General features: G+C 62.2%; 15 protein-coding genes. 10 read left to right on the top strand and 5 right to left on the bottom strand.

Going from position 1 to position 16,192, the window contains the following annotated elements; all coding sequences use genetic code 11:
• Nucleotides 1–133: 133 nt before the first annotated feature.
• The 4 genes from U0004_RS09620 to U0004_RS09605 all read left to right on the top strand — a co-directional run bounded on the left by U0004_RS09620 (nucleotide 134) and on the right by U0004_RS09605 (nucleotide 2,380).
• On the top strand, nucleotides 134–802 hold the full coding sequence (locus tag U0004_RS09620; protein WP_115057441.1) for an outer membrane lipoprotein: 669 nt from the start codon (nucleotides 134–136) through the stop codon (nucleotides 800–802).
• Nucleotides 803–971: 169 nt separating this feature from the next.
• Complete coding sequence (locus U0004_RS09615; protein ID WP_070255109.1) at nucleotides 972–1,214, top strand: hypothetical protein; 243 nt, start codon at nucleotides 972–974, stop codon at nucleotides 1,212–1,214.
• Between the two features lie 181 nt (nucleotides 1,215–1,395).
• Entirely contained in the window at nucleotides 1,396–1,542 is a 147-nt protein-coding gene (locus U0004_RS09610; RefSeq protein WP_010396376.1) for a lmo0937 family membrane protein, read from the top strand.
• A 202-nt stretch (nucleotides 1,543–1,744) separates the two neighbouring features.
• Nucleotides 1,745–2,380 carry an OmpA family protein gene (locus U0004_RS09605; RefSeq protein WP_034786394.1) on the top strand — a complete coding sequence of 212 codons (636 nt, stop codon included), beginning with the start codon at nucleotides 1,745–1,747 and terminating at the stop codon, nucleotides 2,378–2,380.
• A gap of 71 nt (nucleotides 2,381–2,451) precedes the next feature.
• On the opposite strand, the gene U0004_RS09600 is transcribed toward U0004_RS09605, so the two are convergent.
• A complete protein-coding gene (locus U0004_RS09600; RefSeq protein WP_070255112.1) occupies nucleotides 2,452–5,298 on the bottom strand; it encodes a M16 family metallopeptidase in 2,847 nt (948 codons plus the stop codon).
• Nucleotides 5,299–5,592: 294 nt separating this feature from the next.
• Here U0004_RS09600 and U0004_RS09595 point away from each other — a divergent pair, with 294 nt between their 5' ends.
• The 3 genes from U0004_RS09595 (at nucleotide 5,593) to U0004_RS09585 (ending at nucleotide 8,153) form a co-directional block, all read left to right on the top strand.
• Nucleotides 5,593–5,877, top strand: coding sequence for a hypothetical protein (locus U0004_RS09595; RefSeq protein WP_070255115.1), 285 nt, complete (start codon nucleotides 5,593–5,595; stop codon nucleotides 5,875–5,877).
• Nucleotides 5,878–5,959: 82 nt separating this feature from the next.
• Nucleotides 5,960–7,507 (top strand): TerC family protein, encoded by a 1,548-nt coding sequence (locus U0004_RS09590; RefSeq protein WP_070255118.1) that lies wholly within the window; start codon nucleotides 5,960–5,962, stop codon nucleotides 7,505–7,507.
• 67 nt (nucleotides 7,508–7,574) lie between these two features.
• Entirely contained in the window at nucleotides 7,575–8,153 is a 579-nt protein-coding gene (locus U0004_RS09585) for a DUF3617 domain-containing protein (protein WP_070255122.1), read from the top strand.
• Here the strand turns inward: U0004_RS09585 and U0004_RS09580 are convergent.
• Nucleotides 8,141–9,250, bottom strand: a complete 1,110-nt coding sequence (locus U0004_RS09580; protein WP_070255125.1) for a porin — start codon at nucleotides 9,248–9,250, stop codon at nucleotides 8,141–8,143. The two genes, U0004_RS09585 and U0004_RS09580, sit on opposite strands and share 13 nt — an antisense overlap.
• 317 nt (nucleotides 9,251–9,567) lie before the next feature.
• Between U0004_RS09580 and U0004_RS09575 the strand changes: the two genes are divergently transcribed.
• Both U0004_RS09575 and cls read left to right on the top strand, forming a co-directional pair.
• Complete coding sequence (locus U0004_RS09575; protein ID WP_070255302.1) at nucleotides 9,568–11,679, top strand: site-specific recombinase; 2,112 nt, start codon at nucleotides 9,568–9,570, stop codon at nucleotides 11,677–11,679.
• 11 nt (nucleotides 11,680–11,690) lie between these two features.
• Nucleotides 11,691–13,067 (top strand): cardiolipin synthase, encoded by a 1,377-nt coding sequence (gene cls / locus U0004_RS09570; protein WP_370385374.1) that lies wholly within the window; start codon nucleotides 11,691–11,693, stop codon nucleotides 13,065–13,067.
• Nucleotides 13,068–13,290: 223 nt separating this feature from the next.
• On the opposite strand, the gene U0004_RS09565 is transcribed toward cls, so the two are convergent.
• From U0004_RS09565 to U0004_RS09555, 3 genes are read right to left on the bottom strand one after another with little or no spacing between them, the layout of a single operon-like run.
• On the bottom strand, nucleotides 13,291–14,109 hold the full coding sequence (locus U0004_RS09565) for a metallophosphoesterase family protein (protein ID WP_070255131.1): 819 nt from the start codon (nucleotides 14,107–14,109) through the stop codon (nucleotides 13,291–13,293).
• A gap of 9 nt (nucleotides 14,110–14,118) precedes the next feature.
• Complete coding sequence (locus U0004_RS09560; RefSeq protein WP_092612656.1) at nucleotides 14,119–15,027, bottom strand: diacylglycerol/lipid kinase family protein; 909 nt, start codon at nucleotides 15,025–15,027, stop codon at nucleotides 14,119–14,121.
• A gap of 11 nt (nucleotides 15,028–15,038) precedes the next feature.
• Nucleotides 15,039–15,797, bottom strand: a complete 759-nt coding sequence (locus U0004_RS09555; RefSeq protein WP_230522637.1) for a phosphatase PAP2 family protein — start codon at nucleotides 15,795–15,797, stop codon at nucleotides 15,039–15,041.
• A gap of 141 nt (nucleotides 15,798–15,938) precedes the next feature.
• Here U0004_RS09555 and U0004_RS09550 point away from each other — a divergent pair, with 141 nt between their 5' ends.
• Nucleotides 15,939–16,163: a hypothetical protein gene (locus U0004_RS09550; RefSeq protein ID WP_010396348.1), complete on the top strand. Its 225-nt coding sequence runs from the start codon at nucleotides 15,939–15,941 to the stop codon at nucleotides 16,161–16,163.
• Nucleotides 16,164–16,192 lie beyond the last annotated feature (29 nt).

The raw sequence follows: 16,192 nt of genomic DNA, 5'->3' as shown, positions 1-16,192 counted from the left end.
TACCGGCCCTGTATGTACGGTGACGCACGGAAGCGGAGCAAGCGGCACAGCACACTGGCAATACACGCACAGAACAAGCATCAACAAACAGAACACGCAGCACCATTTATTTAAAATAACCAAGGAGCCTTCCATGACTACCACCACCAAATCCCTCCATCCGCTGGTGCTTGCCGCCGCCGTCGCCGTCCTGCTGTTTTGCGGCGTCGGCACGGCTGCCCTGATGGGCTGGCTGCCTTCGTCCCAGGGCGATAGCCAGCCACTGGCGGCCAGCACCTCGGCCGAACAAATGGCCAACCTGCAGGCAAACCAGCCGCCAGCAAACTTGCAACCGGCCGGCGCGCAGCCGCTGGCCGCCCTGCCGCCACAGCAGCAGCAGCAGCAGCAGCAGCAGCAGCAGCCAGTGCGCCAGCCGCAACCGCAGCAACCGCAGCAACAATACGCGGCAGCCCCGGCGCCGCAGGTGTGCGCCAATTGCGGCGTGATCGAAGCCATCCATGAAGTCAATACGCGCGCCGAAGGCAGCGGCGTGGGCGCGGCTGGCGGCGCCGTCGTCGGCGGCTTGCTGGGCAACCAGGTGGGCGGCGGCCACGGCAAGCAACTGGCCACCGTGCTGGGCGCCGTCGGCGGCGCCGTGGCCGGCAACCAGATCGAAGGCAGCGTGCGCGCCACGCGCAGCTACAACATCGTCGTGCGCCTCGATAACGGCAAGACGCGCACCGTGCACCAGAGCGCCGCGCCAAACTGGCGCCAGGGCGACCGCGTACGCGTCGTCAACGGCGGCTTGCGCGCCATCGGCTAAGGCATGGATTGCAGCGCTGCCGCCGCTGCAATAAGTTGTAAATTCAACACACGCCCGGCCTGTCCGGGCGTTTTCTTTTTAGCAATGTTCGTTGGCGTACAGATGAGCTTGCCGTCCCGCGAGATGATGCATTCAGGAAAGTTCAACGCAACGTCATCAAGGAGTAGCCATGCAAGACGACAAGGCAGGCAGCAACAGGATCTGGCTGGGCTTTATTGGCGGCGGCCTGCTGGCCACCGCGCTGGGCTTCTGCGCGCTGGACCTGGCGCCCGAAGCGGGCAGCCCCGTGTTCGGCGTCATGCTGCTGCTGACCGGCGGCATGGTCAGCTGCCTGGCGGGCGCCGTCGGCATGGCCGGCATGCTGGCATGGGTGCCGGGCATGGCCGATGAACACGCCGACCGCTCACGATAGTTGAGACTTGTGTACGACAGCGTACAGAACGCAAGGGAAACAAAGTAGACACTTAGTCATGGCATCAGCGTTGCGACCCGGTCGCCGCGCAATGACAAGAACCGATGACGGCGCCACGCGCCAGTGCCTGCAAGGGCAAGGCAGTCGCCGTCATCCACACATTACTCTCGGAGGACACATCATGCTGTATACAATCGCCGTCGTACTCATCATTCTTTGGCTGCTGGGCCTGGTAACTTCCTATACCATTGGCGGCTTCATCCACATACTGCTGGTGGTCGCCGTGATCATGGTGCTGCTGCGCCTGATCAGCGGGCGCGGTTTATAGAGGCCAATTTAGTGGCCAGACGGGGCGGCGCGCGTGCGAACGGGCGCCGCCCTTTTGCCTGTAGTGCGCGCACACTGGCACGCCGCGCCATTTTGCAGTAACGTGTGCAGGTAATTCCTGGGTATGTCCCAATAACAAAACAAGGAGAAAATCCATGAAAGAAGCATTCAAAAAAGGCCCTGGCGCCAAATCCCTGATCGGCATGCTGGTGATCGCATTGGCCGCCAGTGGCTGCGCGGACATGTCCGCCACGCAACGTGGCACGGCCACGGGCGCCGGCGTCGGCGCGGGCCTGGGCGCCTTGATCGGTGGCACCACCGGTGGCGGCAGCAGCGGCCGCACGGCCGGCGGCGCCCTGATCGGCGCGGCGGCAGGCGCCGTGATCGGCAATATCTGGTCGAACCGCATGGAAAACCAGAAGCGCGCGATGGAACAAGCGACACAGGGTACTGGTGTGCAAGTGACGCAAACGGCCGATAACCGCCTGAAAATGGAAATCCCCAGCGATATTTCCTTCGACACCAACCGCGCCGACATCAAGGGCAATTTCCGCCCCATCCTCGACCGCTTTGCCGCCACCCTGAACGAAAACCCGAACACCACGGTCAGCATCATCGGCCATACGGACAGCACGGGCAGCGCTTCCATCAACGAACCGCTGTCGGTGGAACGCGCGGCCCACACGCGCGACTACCTGTCCATGCGCGGCGTCTCGCCGACCCGCGTCGTCACGGAAGGCCGCGGCGCCCGCGAGCCGATCGCCTCGAATGCGGATGCATCGGGACGCGCACGCAATCGCCGCGTGGAAATCTACGTAGCAGAGCTCGCTCCCCGCTAAGGTCGGGAAATCGCCATAAAAAAAGCCCGCTGGCAAATAACTTGCCAGCGGGCTTTTTTATTTAAAACAGCTTACTTCGACGTCGTCGCCTTGGCGCCGCTTTCACCCTCTTTCGCCACCTTGGCAAAGTCGCCGGCCACCACCACCGAGACGGCCGATGGCTTCAGGTACTCGCGCAGGCCCTGGCTCACTTGCGCCAGGGTCAAGGCAGCCACTTTCGCTTCCAGGTCCTTGTCGTAAGCCATGGTACGCTCTTCGGCAAGGTAGCCGGCCAGTTCGCGCGCCAGGCCGCTGTCCTGCGTGCGGCCCACTTCCTGCGATTGCAGCCAGCCTTTCTTCGCTTCGGCCAATTCCTCTTGCGTGAAGCCGTCGGCCAGCGCCTTGGCGATTTCTTCGCGCAGGGCCGCTTCCACCTTGACCGTGTTTTGCGGCGCGCTGATGGCATACGCCATCCAGTAGCCGGCCGGTTCGCGCGACGGGATGCTTACTTGCGAACCGACGCCGTACGACAGGCCTTCCTTCTGGCGGATGCGGTCGGCCAAACGGCTGCGCAAGGCGCCGCCACCGAGCATGTGATTGGCGATCAGCAAGGCGGGATAGTTGGCGGCGTCATCCTTGAGGGGAATCGGCTGGATGGCGAACAGCACGCTGTTCGCCTTGTCCGGCGTTTCCAGGGTGACTTTTTCGCCGCTGACAGGCTTGACGGCATCAAGTATGCGCGCGTACGGCTGCTGCGCTTTCCAGCTGCCGTACAGGCTGGCCACTTGCGCCTTCAGCGCGGCCGGGTCGAAGTCGCCCACGGCAGCGAAAGTCGCGTTCGCCGCGCCATAGTAGGCGCCATGGAAGGCTTTCACATCGGCTACCTTGATGGCTTTCCATTGCACCAGTTCGGCCGGCAAGGTGGCCACGTGGCGCACATGGCCTTCCGGCGTGGCGTCGAGCAGGCGGCGGAAGGCATTCACGGCCAGCGGCTGCGGCTCAGGCAACTCCTGCTCCGCGCGGCCGACGCGCTCGCGCTGCAATTCCAGGAATTCCGTTTCGCTCAAGGCCGGCTTTTGCAGCACTTGCGCCAGCAGGTCCATGGCGGCCGGCAAGTTCTCGCGCTTGCCAGTCAGCATGGCGGTGACGCCCTCGGCGCCGCCCGTGATGGCGACCTGCATGCCCAGCTGGTCGAACTTGTCCTTCACTTCCTGGCGCGACAGTTTATCCGTGCCGCGCGACAGCAGATTGGCCGTGTAGCTGCCAACAAACGACTTGCCGCGCAAGCTCTCTTCGCTGCCGATCTGCAATTTCAACACGATGCTGACCGTGCTGCCCTTGGTTTTCTTCGGCAGCAAGGCGCCCTTCAAGCCATTCGGCAAGGTGAAACGCTGGGTGCGCGCTTCGATATTGTCGGGGCTCGGGTCGAACGCTTCGCCCTGCGCCACCACGGCGCGGCCCGTGTAGCCGGCCAGTTGCGGCGCCACGTCGGCATAGGCCGGCACGACGGTGCGGTCCGGCGCATCGGTCGGAATGAAGCGGCCCAGGGTGCGGTTCGAGCTCTTCAGGTATTTCTCGGCCGCCGCCTGCACCTGCGCCGTCGTCAGCTTGTCGAGCTGGTCGCGCTGCAGGAAAAACAGACGCCAGTCGCCAGCCGCCAGGGACTCCGTCAGGGCGATCGTCATGCGCGCCGTGTTCGAGGTGATCAGTTCCACCTGCTTGTTCAGCTGCTGTTTCACGCGCGCCACTTCCGCATCCGTGACCGGCTGCGATTTCAAGTCTTCCAGCACCTTCAGCATGGCCGTCTGCGCCGCATCGAGGTTGCCATCGAGCGGCACCAGCGCGCCGAACAGGTTGTAACCCGGCTCCAGGTTGCTCACGGAGTTGTATTCGATCTTGCTGGCCAGCTTGGTTTCCACCAGCGCCTTGTGCAGGCGGCCGGCCGGCGCGTCCGTCAGCACGTGACCGAGCACCTCGATGGCGACGGCGTCCGGGTTGCCGGACGGCGCCACGTGGTAGCCGGCGCCGACGAATTGCGTGCCGCCGCTGCGGCGCACCGTCACGGCGCGCTCGCCATCCTGCACGGGTTCGGCCGTGTAGGTCGGCTCGATCACGCGCGTCGGTTTCGGAATCTTGCCGAACAGATCATTGATCTGTTTCAAGACCTTGGCTTCATCGAAGCGGCCCGCCACCATCAGCACGGCATTATCGGGCTGATAATATTTATGGTAAAACGCGCGCAGACGGGGAATGTTCACCTGCTCGATGTCGGAACGGGCGCCGATGGTCGACTTGCCATAGTTGTGCCAGTCGTAGGCGATGGCCTGGATGCGCTCGCTCGTCACGCCGATCGGGTCGCTTTCGCCCATCTCGAACTCGTTGCGCACGACGGTCATTTCGCCCTTCTGCGTCTTCGGGTTCCACAGGTCATTCTGGTCGATGGCCGCGTTGACCATGCGGTCCGCTTCCATGGCCAGCATCTGGCGCAGGTTGTCGTCGTTGGCGGGGAAGGTGGCGTAGTAATTGGTACGGTCGTACCACGTGGTGCCGTTGAAATCAGCGCCCGTCGAGTTCAATATCTCGACGGGGGTCTTGCTGCCCTTCTTGATGCCGAAGTTGGCGCTGGGCTTGAACAGCAAGTGCTCGAGCAAGTGGGCCATGCCCGTTTCGCCATAGTTTTCATGGCGCGAACCGACCAGGTAGACGATGTTGGTGGTCAGGGTCGGCTTGCTGGCATCCGGGAACAGCAGCACGCGCAAGCCATTGGCCAGGCGGTATTCGGTGATGCCTTCGACGGACGTGACTTTGACGGCGGCGGCACGGTTGGGTGCAGCCTTGCCGGCTTTCTGGGTCGGCGCCGCTTCCACGGGGGTGGCGGCAAGGATGAACGATGGCGAGAGGATGCCGGCGGCAAGCAGGAGGGCGGTAATGGGTTTCAAGGCAGAGTCCTGGTAACACTACGTTATAGACGTGCGCAAGCAAACGGCGCAGGCGCAATGTGATACGAACGCAAGAATAGTCACGGGGCCCGCGCTGCGTCTTCGCCGCCACGTGAAATTATTGCTATTTCATAATTTACGGCATACGTATCACTATTGCAAGCCTCTGTCATCAGGCTGCCATACAGGCGTGTTATACTCGACCGTTCCAGAACTATCTGCCTGTATATGAGACGAGCTCTCGTCCTGCTCTGCCTTTTTGTTTTCATCGCGTTACCCCAGGCGTTTGCCAGCATGGCTTACGCCAGCCCTTCCCCATTCCAGCATGCAATCGCGGCCGGCGCTAGCGCCACGCCCGCCTTCGGCATCGAAGGTGCCGGCGCTAGCCTCCATGCGGGCCTGCCTGGCGACAGCTGCGATAGCTGCAGTAGCGAAGAATGCGACAACGACCCCATCACGCTGTACCCGAGCTCGCGCCAGGCCGTGCCGTTTTACGCCATCATTTGGCAAGCGGGACCGGGCGCACTTGCCGAAGCGGACGTGCGGCTGGCCACCCGGCCGCCGCGCGTCCGCCCCTGAAGACATGCATGCAGCACCCACGCGCCCGGGGCTTTAGCCGCCAGGCACGCTTTACACTGATCGACTTTACAAGGTTACACACATGGAATGGTTATTTGACCCGACAATCTGGGTCGGCCTGCTGACGCTGGTCGTACTGGAAATCGTACTGGGTATCGACAACCTGATTTTCATCGCCATCCTGGCCGAGAAACTGCCGCCGCACCAGCGCGACAAGGCTAGAGTGCTGGGCCTGACCCTGGCCCTCGTCATGCGCCTGGGCCTGCTTTCCCTGATTTCCTGGCTGGTCACCCTGACCACGCCATTGTTTTCCATATGGACATTCTCGTTTTCAGGGCGTGACCTGATCCTGCTCCTCGGCGGCCTGTTCCTGCTGTTCAAGGCAACCAGCGAGCTGCACGAGCGCCTCGAAGGCATCACGCACGCCCAGACGGGCCCGAAGGTCTATGCCGGCTTCGGCCTGGTGGTGGCGCAGATCGTCGTGCTCGACGCCGTCTTTTCGCTCGACGCCGTCATCACGGCCGTCGGCATGGTGGAAAACCTGTATGTGATGATGGCCGCCGTCGTCATTTCCATCGTCGTCATGATGCTGGCGTCGAAGGTGCTGACGCGCTTCGTCAACGCCCACCCCACCGTCGTGGTGCTGTGCCTGAGCTTCCTGCTGATGATCGGCCTCTCCCTGGTGGCCGAGGGCCTGGGCTTCCACATTCCGAAAGGATATCTGTACGCCGCTATCGGTTTCTCGATCGTCATCGAATTCTTCAATCAATTGGCGCGCCGCAACTTCCTCAAGCTGCAGTCGAATGCCCCCCTGCGCGACCGCACGGCGCAAGCCGTGCTGAGCCTGCTGGGCGGACGCAAGGGCCGCGAAGCCGTGGAAGAGCACGAAGTCAAGGAAATGCCCGATGTCTCCGCCTTCGGCGTGGAAGAGCGCAACATGGTCAGCGGCGTGCTGACCCTGGCCGAACGCTCGATCCGCTCCGTCATGACGCCGCGCGGCAACGTGTCGTGGGTCAACCTGAACGACAGCAGCGAGAAGATGCTGCAACTGCTGCGCGACACGCCGCACAGCATGATTCCTGTCTGCAATGATGACCTCGACAATGTGGTCGGCATCGCGCGCAGCAAGGACCTCATCGAGGATCTGGTCTCGCGTGGCAAGATCGACCCGGACAGCATGCGCGAAGCCGTCGTCGTGCCGGAAGCGGCCGGCGTGCTGAAAGCCATGGAAACGTTAAAGCGCTCGCGCGGCCAGCTGGTGCTGGTGGTCGACGAGTTCGGCACCGTGCAGGGCGTGCTGACGCCGATCGACATCCTGGAAGCCATCGCCGGCGAATTTCCCGACGAGGACGAGCAGCCCGACGTGGAAGTGCTGGGCCCCGGCCACTGGCGCATCGACGGCGCGACGGACCTGCATTATCTGGAGCAAGTGTTCGAAACGGAAACCCTGGTCAGCGAAGACGGCGAATACAACTCGCTGGCCGGCTTCCTGCTGGCGCATTTCGAAAACATGCCGGCCGTGGGCGAAGTACTGGAGCTCGATGACTTGCGCTATGAAATCATCGAGGCCGACGAGCGCCGCATCGCCTGCGTGGACGTGCGCCGCATCGAGCCCGATCACAGTTTGTAACACAATGGCAAGCGTGCCCCGCTTGCCATGCCGTATGCTGGGGTCTGCCCATACCGGAGACCCCACGATGAAAAAATCCCTGCTACGCCTGACCCTGCTGGCTTGCGCCGCCCTCGGCGCCCACGCCAATGCCATGGCCGCCTCGCAGTCCGCCACCATCAAGCCGGGCCTGTGGCAAGTCGACAGCAAGATGGCGTCGCCGGACGCCGCCACCGACAACGCCATGTCCATGGTGCTGCAGCAACTGGGCAACCTTCCTCCCGATCAACGCAAGCAGCTGGAAAGCATGGCGGCCAGCCGCGGCATGGCCATGCCCACCGTGGGCGCCGATGGCGCCGTGCGCGTGACGGCATGCGTGACGCCGGACATGGCGGCGCGCAAGCAGATTCCCACGGGCCAGCCCGGTGACTGCAAATCGAAAAACACGGATATCGCGGGCGGCATGAATGTCTCGTTCACTTGCGCCAATCCGAAATCGAGCGGCGAAGGCAAGGTACTGTTTACGGGCGACCAGGCGTTCAGCATGCAACTGGCGGTGACCACCAGCGCGCGCGGCACGCCGGAACAGGTGAATGTGACGAGCAACGGCAAATGGCTGGGCGCAAGCTGCCCTGCCCCATCGGCGAGCGCAGCTCAGAAACCGTGACGGAAGCCGAGATTAAACGCCGCATCGCCACGCCCCGCATCGCTGGCATTGCCCACCGTGTAGCGAGCGCCGTTCTTGTTGTGGATCTTCGCGTAGGACGCATAGAAATCGCTGCGCTTTGACAGCGAGTACGTGAGGCCGACGGCCATCTGGCTGGCGTCGCGGTTGGCCAGGTCGCGGTCATCCTTGCGCACGTACGAAGCCAGCAGCTTGAAGCCGCCTGCGGGCACCGATACGCCCAGCAAGGTGTCGCGGCTGTCCGACGACGACATCGACAGGGCCAGCGCGCTGTAGGCATTGTTCGGGTCCCATGGCGAGCTGCCATAGCCCTTGTTGATGCCCACGGCGGCAAAGGCGGTGGCCACTTTCAGGTCGATATTCGCCGCGATCAGGGTGTTGCGGGCTGACATGTCGATGGCGGGCAAGGTGCCGGAAGCGAGGATGAGGTTATTCTTGCGCTGGTGCGACACGCTGACATTCACGGCGCCGGCCGAATAGCCGAGGGTGGCGCCATACGCGCGGTTGTTGGCGTTGCTGTACGGCGACTCGCCAAAGCTGTAGATGGCGCTGGCAGTCACGCCGCGCAAGGCGGGCGTCACGTATTTGACGGTATTGTCGTAGCGTTTCACGCTGTAGCCGGCCAGGTTGCTGGCGCTGCCGGCCATGCCGCCCTTGAACGGGTCGGCCACATCAGTCAGGGTCAGGTATTGCAGGTTGTACTGGCGCCCCAGGGTCAGCGCGCCCAGGCGGCTGTCGAGGCCCACGTAGGCCTGGCGGCCGAACAAACGGCCCTCTTCCGACTGGCCCGTGTCGTTCTGGATGCCCGCTTCCAGGGTAAACACGGCCGTGACATCATTACCCAGCGCCTCGCGGCCCTGCACGCCCAGACGCGAACCGGACGCGACGCCGCCCGACACCTTGGCGCCGGCGCAATTGGCGGCACAGCCCCGCTCGGCCACCATACCCGCGTCGAGCACGCCGTACACGGCAATGTTACTGGATGCGGCACTGCCTGCGCCATCGGCAGCCTGGGCCGTCGCGCCCAGCGCGAAAGGCCCCATCCCTATCACAGCAAGCGCAAAATACGAGGTCTTCATGATAAATATCTCGGTAACGTGAATTGAAACTTCCCGGTATTGATCAGGACATGCGCTGTGTGTCTGATCTCAGTGTTACCTTATCCCCGCTTTTTGTCCAGCGTCCGTGCGTTGTACAACAGAAACTTCAGCTTAGCCCAGGAAAAGAGTCGCACACTGACAACACGCAATATTGACCATGATTCAGCTAATTTGCGGCAAAATGGCGTTAAATGCAGGCCCTGCCGTAAAGCAATGTTCGGTGGCGAACGTTGCGCGATTTGACGCAGGCGGTACACTACTGGTTTTACCGACAGCGGCTCGCCCGTTTTTTCTGCATGCTAGCTATCCTCGAACGCATTGACCCCAACTCCAGCAATATCGACTTGCTGGTGGAATTATTCAACTCACTGCGTCCCAAGCGCCCCCACGACAGCGCTACCGCGATTGCCAACGTGCGCACCCTGCGCCAGCTTCTCAAAGGTAACCCCGCGCAAGCGCGCGCCCTGCACGAATACGTGCTGCGCGTGCTGGCCGCGCGCCGCCACGCCAGCCTGTACACCGACATCGGCGTGCTGTCGAACAGCGGTTTCTTCACGGAATTGAAACGCCGCATCGCCTACCGCATGCTGCCACCCGCCCTCGGCGACGAATATCTGAACGACGCGCTCGACCAGGTGCTGTACCTGAAAACCGATTATTTGTGGATCAGCAACGTGCCCGCCACGGACTGGCTGGAACTGTTCGACGTGCTCACCAGCGACGAGGTCGAACTGGCCGTCGGCGATGGCAATATCATGCTGCCGGGCATGCTCGACGCCATCCGCACCCTGTCCTACCGGGTCTGCGCCATGGGCCTGGAGCCGGAACTGACGCGTTTCCACAGCGAAATCGAAGTGTTCCAGTCGCCGTTCATGGTGCAGAACACGGAAGTGAACGCCTACCTGGATGCCTACACGAATCTGCTGCACGGCGATCTCGAGCACATCGAGGATGCGCGCCATTTGCTGGTGATGCTGGACCAGTGCGATGCCGTCATCGCCAAGATCCGCAAGAAGGCGCTGTACCAGGGCACCAGCATTCCCCTCACGTATTTATTGGTGGCCTTGGCGCAAAGCATCGAGCGCCTGCGCAAGCTGCTGTTCCTCGTCGACACGAGCGGCGAGCTGCCTGCCTCCAACAACGTGGACATCGCCGCCATCACGGTCGATGCCACGCAAGACTTGCTGTACCCGCAGCCCGTCAGCCGCCGCCGCGCGGGCGCCGTCGGATTGGCGCTGGAACTGATACGCGCGCACAACCACAAGTACAAGGTCAGCGACCTGTTTTCCGACAATATCAACTTGCTGGCGCGCAATGTGACGGAAAACGCCAGCCGCACGGGCGAGCACTACATCGCGGAAAACCGCCGCGAAATGGGCGCCATGTTCCTCTCGTCCGCGGGCGCGGGCGTGATCATCGGCTTCATGGCCCTGTTCAAGATATTGATGTCCTACCTGCGCTCGGCGCCGCTGGTCGAAGCCTTCATGTTCAGCATGAATTACTCGATCGGCTTCATGTTCATCCACTTGCTGCATTTCACGGTGGCCACCAAGCAGCCGGCCATGACGGCGTCGCGCATCGCCGCCGGCCTGCACAGCAAGGATGGCAGGAATATCGACCTCGACAGCATGGCGGAACTGATCAACAAGGTCTTCCGCACGCAAAACATGGCCGTGCTGGGCAACCTGGCGACCGCGATTCCCACGGCCTGGCTGATCGCGCTCGGCTACAAGGCGATTACGGGACACAACCTGGTGACGCCCGAGAAGGCCATGCATTTGCTGCACGATATCGACCCCATCGGCAGCCCCGCCATCTTCTACGCCATGATCGCCGGCGTATGCCTGTTCGTGGCCGGCCTGATTTCCGGCTACTATGACAACCAGGCCCTGTACACGCGCTGGGCGCAGCGCATCGCGCAATTGCGCGGCCTGGGCCGCGTGATCGGCCAGGAACGCCTGCAACGGCTGGGTTTGTATCTGGAAAATAACCTGGGCGGACTGATGGGTAACTTCTATTTCGGTATCCTGCTCGGCTCCATCGGCACCCTGGGCTTTTTGATCGGCTTGCCCATCGATATCCGCCACATCACCTTCTCGGCCGCCAACTTCGCCACGGCCCTGGTGGGCCTGGACCACAACATGAGCTGGCAACTGGCCGTCAAGTCGCTGTCGGGCATCTTCGCCATCGGCACGGCCAACCTGCTGGTCAGCTTCGGCCTGGCCCTGTGGGTGGCCCTGCGTTCGCGCCAGGTACGCTTCAAGCACGGCATGCAGTTGTTGAAGATACTGGGCAAGCGCTTCCTGAGGTCGCCCATCGTCTTCTTCTTCGGTTCAAAAAACCCGCCGCCACTGGCACTGGCCGATGATTCGGCAAACCTGTCACCCACCACCAAGGCTCAAAAATGACCGCTCGGCGCATGCAACCCTGCCTCACCGCCCTACTGCTGTGCTGGACCCTGGCTGCATGCGCCTCGCTGCCCAATGTCAAGAACCTCAACACCACCCTGGAGCCGGTGGCCAAGCCCAAGGTGATCACGGGCAAGGGCGCCGTGCTGAACGTCAACAGCCGCGCCGCCCTGCTCAACAAGCGCTGGGCCAAGTCCGGCATGGACTTGAAAACCCAGGCGGCGCTGGAAGAGGCGGCCACGGGCGTGCCTTTGATCAAGGGCAACAAGGTGACCCTGCTGTTTGACGGCCCGCAAACCATGGCCGCCATGTTCCAGGCCATCAGCGAAGCGAAGAACAGCATCAACCTGGAAACATATATCTTCGACCAGGATCCGCTGGGCCTCAAATTTGCCGACATGCTGATCGAAAAGCAGCAATCGGGCGTGACGGTCAACGTCATCTACGACAGCGTGGGCACCCTCGGCGTGCCGCAAGCGTTCTTTGACCGCATGCGCGCGGCCGGCGTGCACCTGGTGGCCTTCAACCCCGTCAATCCCGCCAAGCTCAAGGGCGACGACTGGAAGATCAATAACCGCGACCACCGCAAGGTGCTGATCGTCGACGGCAAGATGGCATTTACGGGCGGCATCAATATCAGCGATACCTATGCGAAAAGCTCGCTGTTCCGCTCGAAATCGAAACCCACCGACAAGAAGGACGTGGGCTGGCGCGATACCCATGTGAAGGTCGAAGGCCCGGCCGTGGCCGCCTTCCAGTGGCTGTTCATCCGCACCTGGGCTCAGCAAGACCAGGCCGACTTGCCGGACGCCAATTATTTCCCGACCTTGTCGGAAGTGGGCGACAAGCTGGTGCGCGTGGTGGCCAGCGAGCCGGAGGGCGGCTTCGAGATCTACAAGGCGTATATCCTGGCCATCCAGGAAGCCAAGAAATCCATCCACATCACGTCCGCCTATTTCGTGCCCGACCAGCAGACGGTCGACGCCCTGATCGCGGCCGCGAAACGGGGCGTGGATGTCACCGTCGTGCTACCGGGCGTGTCTGACAGCGGCCTCGTATTCCATGCGGGACACGCGCTGTACGACCAGCTGCTGGCCGGCGGCATCCGCATCTTCCACTTGAAACTGGCCGTGCTGCACGCCAAGACGGCCGTCATCGACGGCGCCTGGTCGACAGTGGGCTCGACCAACATCGACATGCGCAGCTTCCTGCATAACAGCGAGCTGAACGTGATCGTGCTGGGCGACAGCTTCGGCAGGGAGATGGAAAACGCCTTCCAGGAAGACTTGCGCGACTCGGAAGAAATCACCAGAGCGAAATGGGAAACGCGGCCGATTGCCGACCGCATGAAGGAGTGGGCGGCCCGCTTCATGAACTACTGGCTGTAGCGGAGTAGCCATCAAAAAGTCCAGGGCGTTGTTGCATTGCCTCGCCGTACTATTCGTACTGTCTTCGGCAACGCGCCTAGCCCTGGCCATTTTGCCGGCCACTCGACGACAGGTGCAGGTCGGCGTAGGTCGGATTAGCGCAGCGTAATCCGACATCAGCACAGCTATTACCAAAGCCAACAATAGCGTCCGATTACGCGGGGCCTTGCCCCGCTCATCCGACCTACAGCGGCCGCAAGCTGGCCCACACCCCGCCCTGGCACTCGAACGCTTCCGTGCTGACCTTTTCAAAGTCGGCGCTGTCCTCATTCCAGCTGTAGCGCTCGACGCGAATACAACTATTTTCCACGCGCAGCACGTTGAAGGAGTTCGACTCGCCCCGGCTCCGCGTGGACGTGGCCGTGCCCGCCTGCACCATCAGGGCAGCGTAGCCGGCGATCTTGTAGCGCTCAGCCGTGTTGCCCGCCACACTGGCGTGCAAGTGCCCGGCCAGCAGCAAATCCACGCCGCATTCGGAAAACATTTGCAGCGCCTGCGGGGCGCGGTCCACCAGGTCATCCTCGTCGAAGTGCTCGGGCAAGTCAAATGGATGGTGCGTGACGATGATGCGCGTCAAACCGGGCGGCAAACTGCCCAGGCGTTCACGCAGGAAATCGATCTGCTCGTGGCTGATGCGGCCATCCTTGAACGTCATCGAGCGGGCCGTATTGATGCCCAGCACGGCGATTTCCTCATCCACATATTCGGGCGACAAATCGTCCGTCACATGGCGCCGGTACTTCACCAGCGGCGTCAGGAAGCGGGAAACGACGTTGTAGAGTGGCACGTCATGGTTGCCCGGCACGACGATCTGCGGCCCCGGCAAGCTGTCGAGAAAATGCCGTGCTTCCTGGAACTGGGCGCTGCGGGCGCGCTGCGTGAGGTCGCCCGAGACCACCACCACGTCCGGTTCCAGGCGCTCGACGAGCGCGCGCAGGGGCGCCAGCAGGTCAGCATCGACCCTGCCAAAATGCAAGTCGGACAAATGCACGATGGTACGCATGGCGTTCTCCTAGCTGGCTGCGGGTACGGGCGCCGGCACGATCACATCGAGCGCGGCCGTGCGGATGCGGTAATGCAGCGGCGTATTCATGACGGTCACTTCGCCATCGGTGGCCACGCGCAGGCGGCGGTGTTGCGTGGCAATCTCCAGGTCAGTGGCCGTCAACACGTCGAAATCCTTGGCTTGCGACAACTTGCCAAACAGCGCGTGCAAGGCCAGCTTCAGCAAGCCCAGGCGGCCCGGACGCTGCGCCACGTACAAGCTCAGCTGGCCGCCATCGAGCCGTTCGCGCTCGCCGATATTCAAGCCTTCCATCAGGTATTCATTATTGCCGATGAAGACGAAAGGCGTGCGCCGCGCATGCACGGCGTCGTTGAGTTTCAATTGCACGCTGAGGAATGGGTAGCGGCGCAGCGCGGCCACCAGCGCCCAGCTGAAGGCCAGCCACTTGCCCCGTCCCAGCCGGCGCTGCTGCTTTTCGCGGTCGCGCACGATATCGGGATACAGGCCCAGGCTGGAATTGTTCAGGAAGATGCGGCCATTGACTTCGCCCACGTCGACCTGGTGCCGCACGCCCTGCGCTACATTGGCAATGGCCGCATCAAGGTCGAGCGGGATATTCAAATCCTTGGCGAAATGGTTCAGCGTGCCCAGCGGCAAGACACCAAACGGCGTGCCGCTGCCGACAACGACGGATGCGACGGCATTGATGGTGCCGTCGCCGCCACCGGCCACGACGATGGGCGCGCCATCGCGCAGGGCTTGCTCGGCCGTGGCGATCATGTCGGCGCCGCTTTGCGCCAGGGTGATGGCGGCGTCGAGTCCCACGGCGGCAAAAGCCGCTTCGAGCTGCTGCGCCCAGTCGGGCGCATAGCCGCAACCGGCGCCCGCATTGATGATGACTGCAATCTTGCTCAGGATCGTACCCCTTATTTGGTTTGCCGGATATGCCGGCGGCGGCGCAGGGTCGACACGCCGGCGATGCAGATGGCCAGCCAGCCATAGCTTTCCGCCATGGCCGCCAGCACATCGCTCAGGTAATGCGCGCCCAGGTAAATGCGGCTGAAGCCCACGAGTGACGCCATCAGGAAAGCACCCAGCGCAATGGCGATGCGCTTGCCCCACGCGCCCGGTGCCGTCTGGCAAATCAGGTAGGCGGCCAGCAAGCCGTACAGGGCCGTCGAGGTGGCCGTATGGCCACTGGGAAAGCTGTACGTGCTCAGGGCCGTCTGCAAGATGGGCTCGTCAAAGCTGGGCCGCGCGCGGACAAAAATGTACTTTAGCAGCAGGTTCAAAAACATGACGCCCGGCATGGTGATGACCAGGGTAAACAGCCAGTAATCGGCGCCCTTGCGGTGCAGATACCATCCCAGCAAGACGGCCAGGGTGATGGCGCCGATCACGCCATGCATGTGCGTGACGACCAGCAGGCAGCTGGTGATCCACGGCACGGCATGCTGGTTGAACCAGTGCGCCACCTGCAAGTCGATCACCGTGATCCGGGCCATGCCCATGACGGCTTCGGCGATTTCGTGAAACACCACGATGGCCACCAGCATCAGCGCCACGCCCACCGTCATATGCAGGCCCAGCTCGCCTTCGGGCGACAGGCGCGCCTCGACGAAGCGGCGCAGTTTCGTGGTCCAGCCCGTGGTCATGCCCATGTCATTTTTCTCTTGCAAACTCATCTCTCTTTCATGTTCCTGGTACTGATCAAAAAAACCACACCAGTAAAAAAATACTGTTTATTCATACAGTAGCTGTGTATTCATACAGTACTTATGCTATTCTGATGACTCGTTCAACACATCTCCCTCAAAGGAATTGTCATGGCAACATTGAATAGCGGTTTTGGCTCACGGTTCGGCCTGGAATACGCCCCAAGCTCTTTCCTCGTCCGCATGGGCAAGCGCGAAATCCTCGTCTGCCGCGACTTCCGCAAGCGCTACTACACCGTCAATCCCTTGATCGAGTGCGGTACGGGCATCGAGCCGGGCTATGTTGAAGTGCTGCTGATGCGCCGTTGGTTGCTTATTCTATCCAAGGCACATTAAGAATGACTTTAAAACAAGGTGTTCGCACC

It is taken from the genome of Janthinobacterium lividum, assembly GCF_034424625.1.
In the GTDB taxonomy this organism is placed as follows: Bacteria; Pseudomonadota; Gammaproteobacteria; order Burkholderiales; family Burkholderiaceae_D; genus Janthinobacterium; species Janthinobacterium lividum.
Note: the sequence above shows the minus strand (reverse complement) of the source record. Positions and strands in the feature narration are given on the sequence as shown.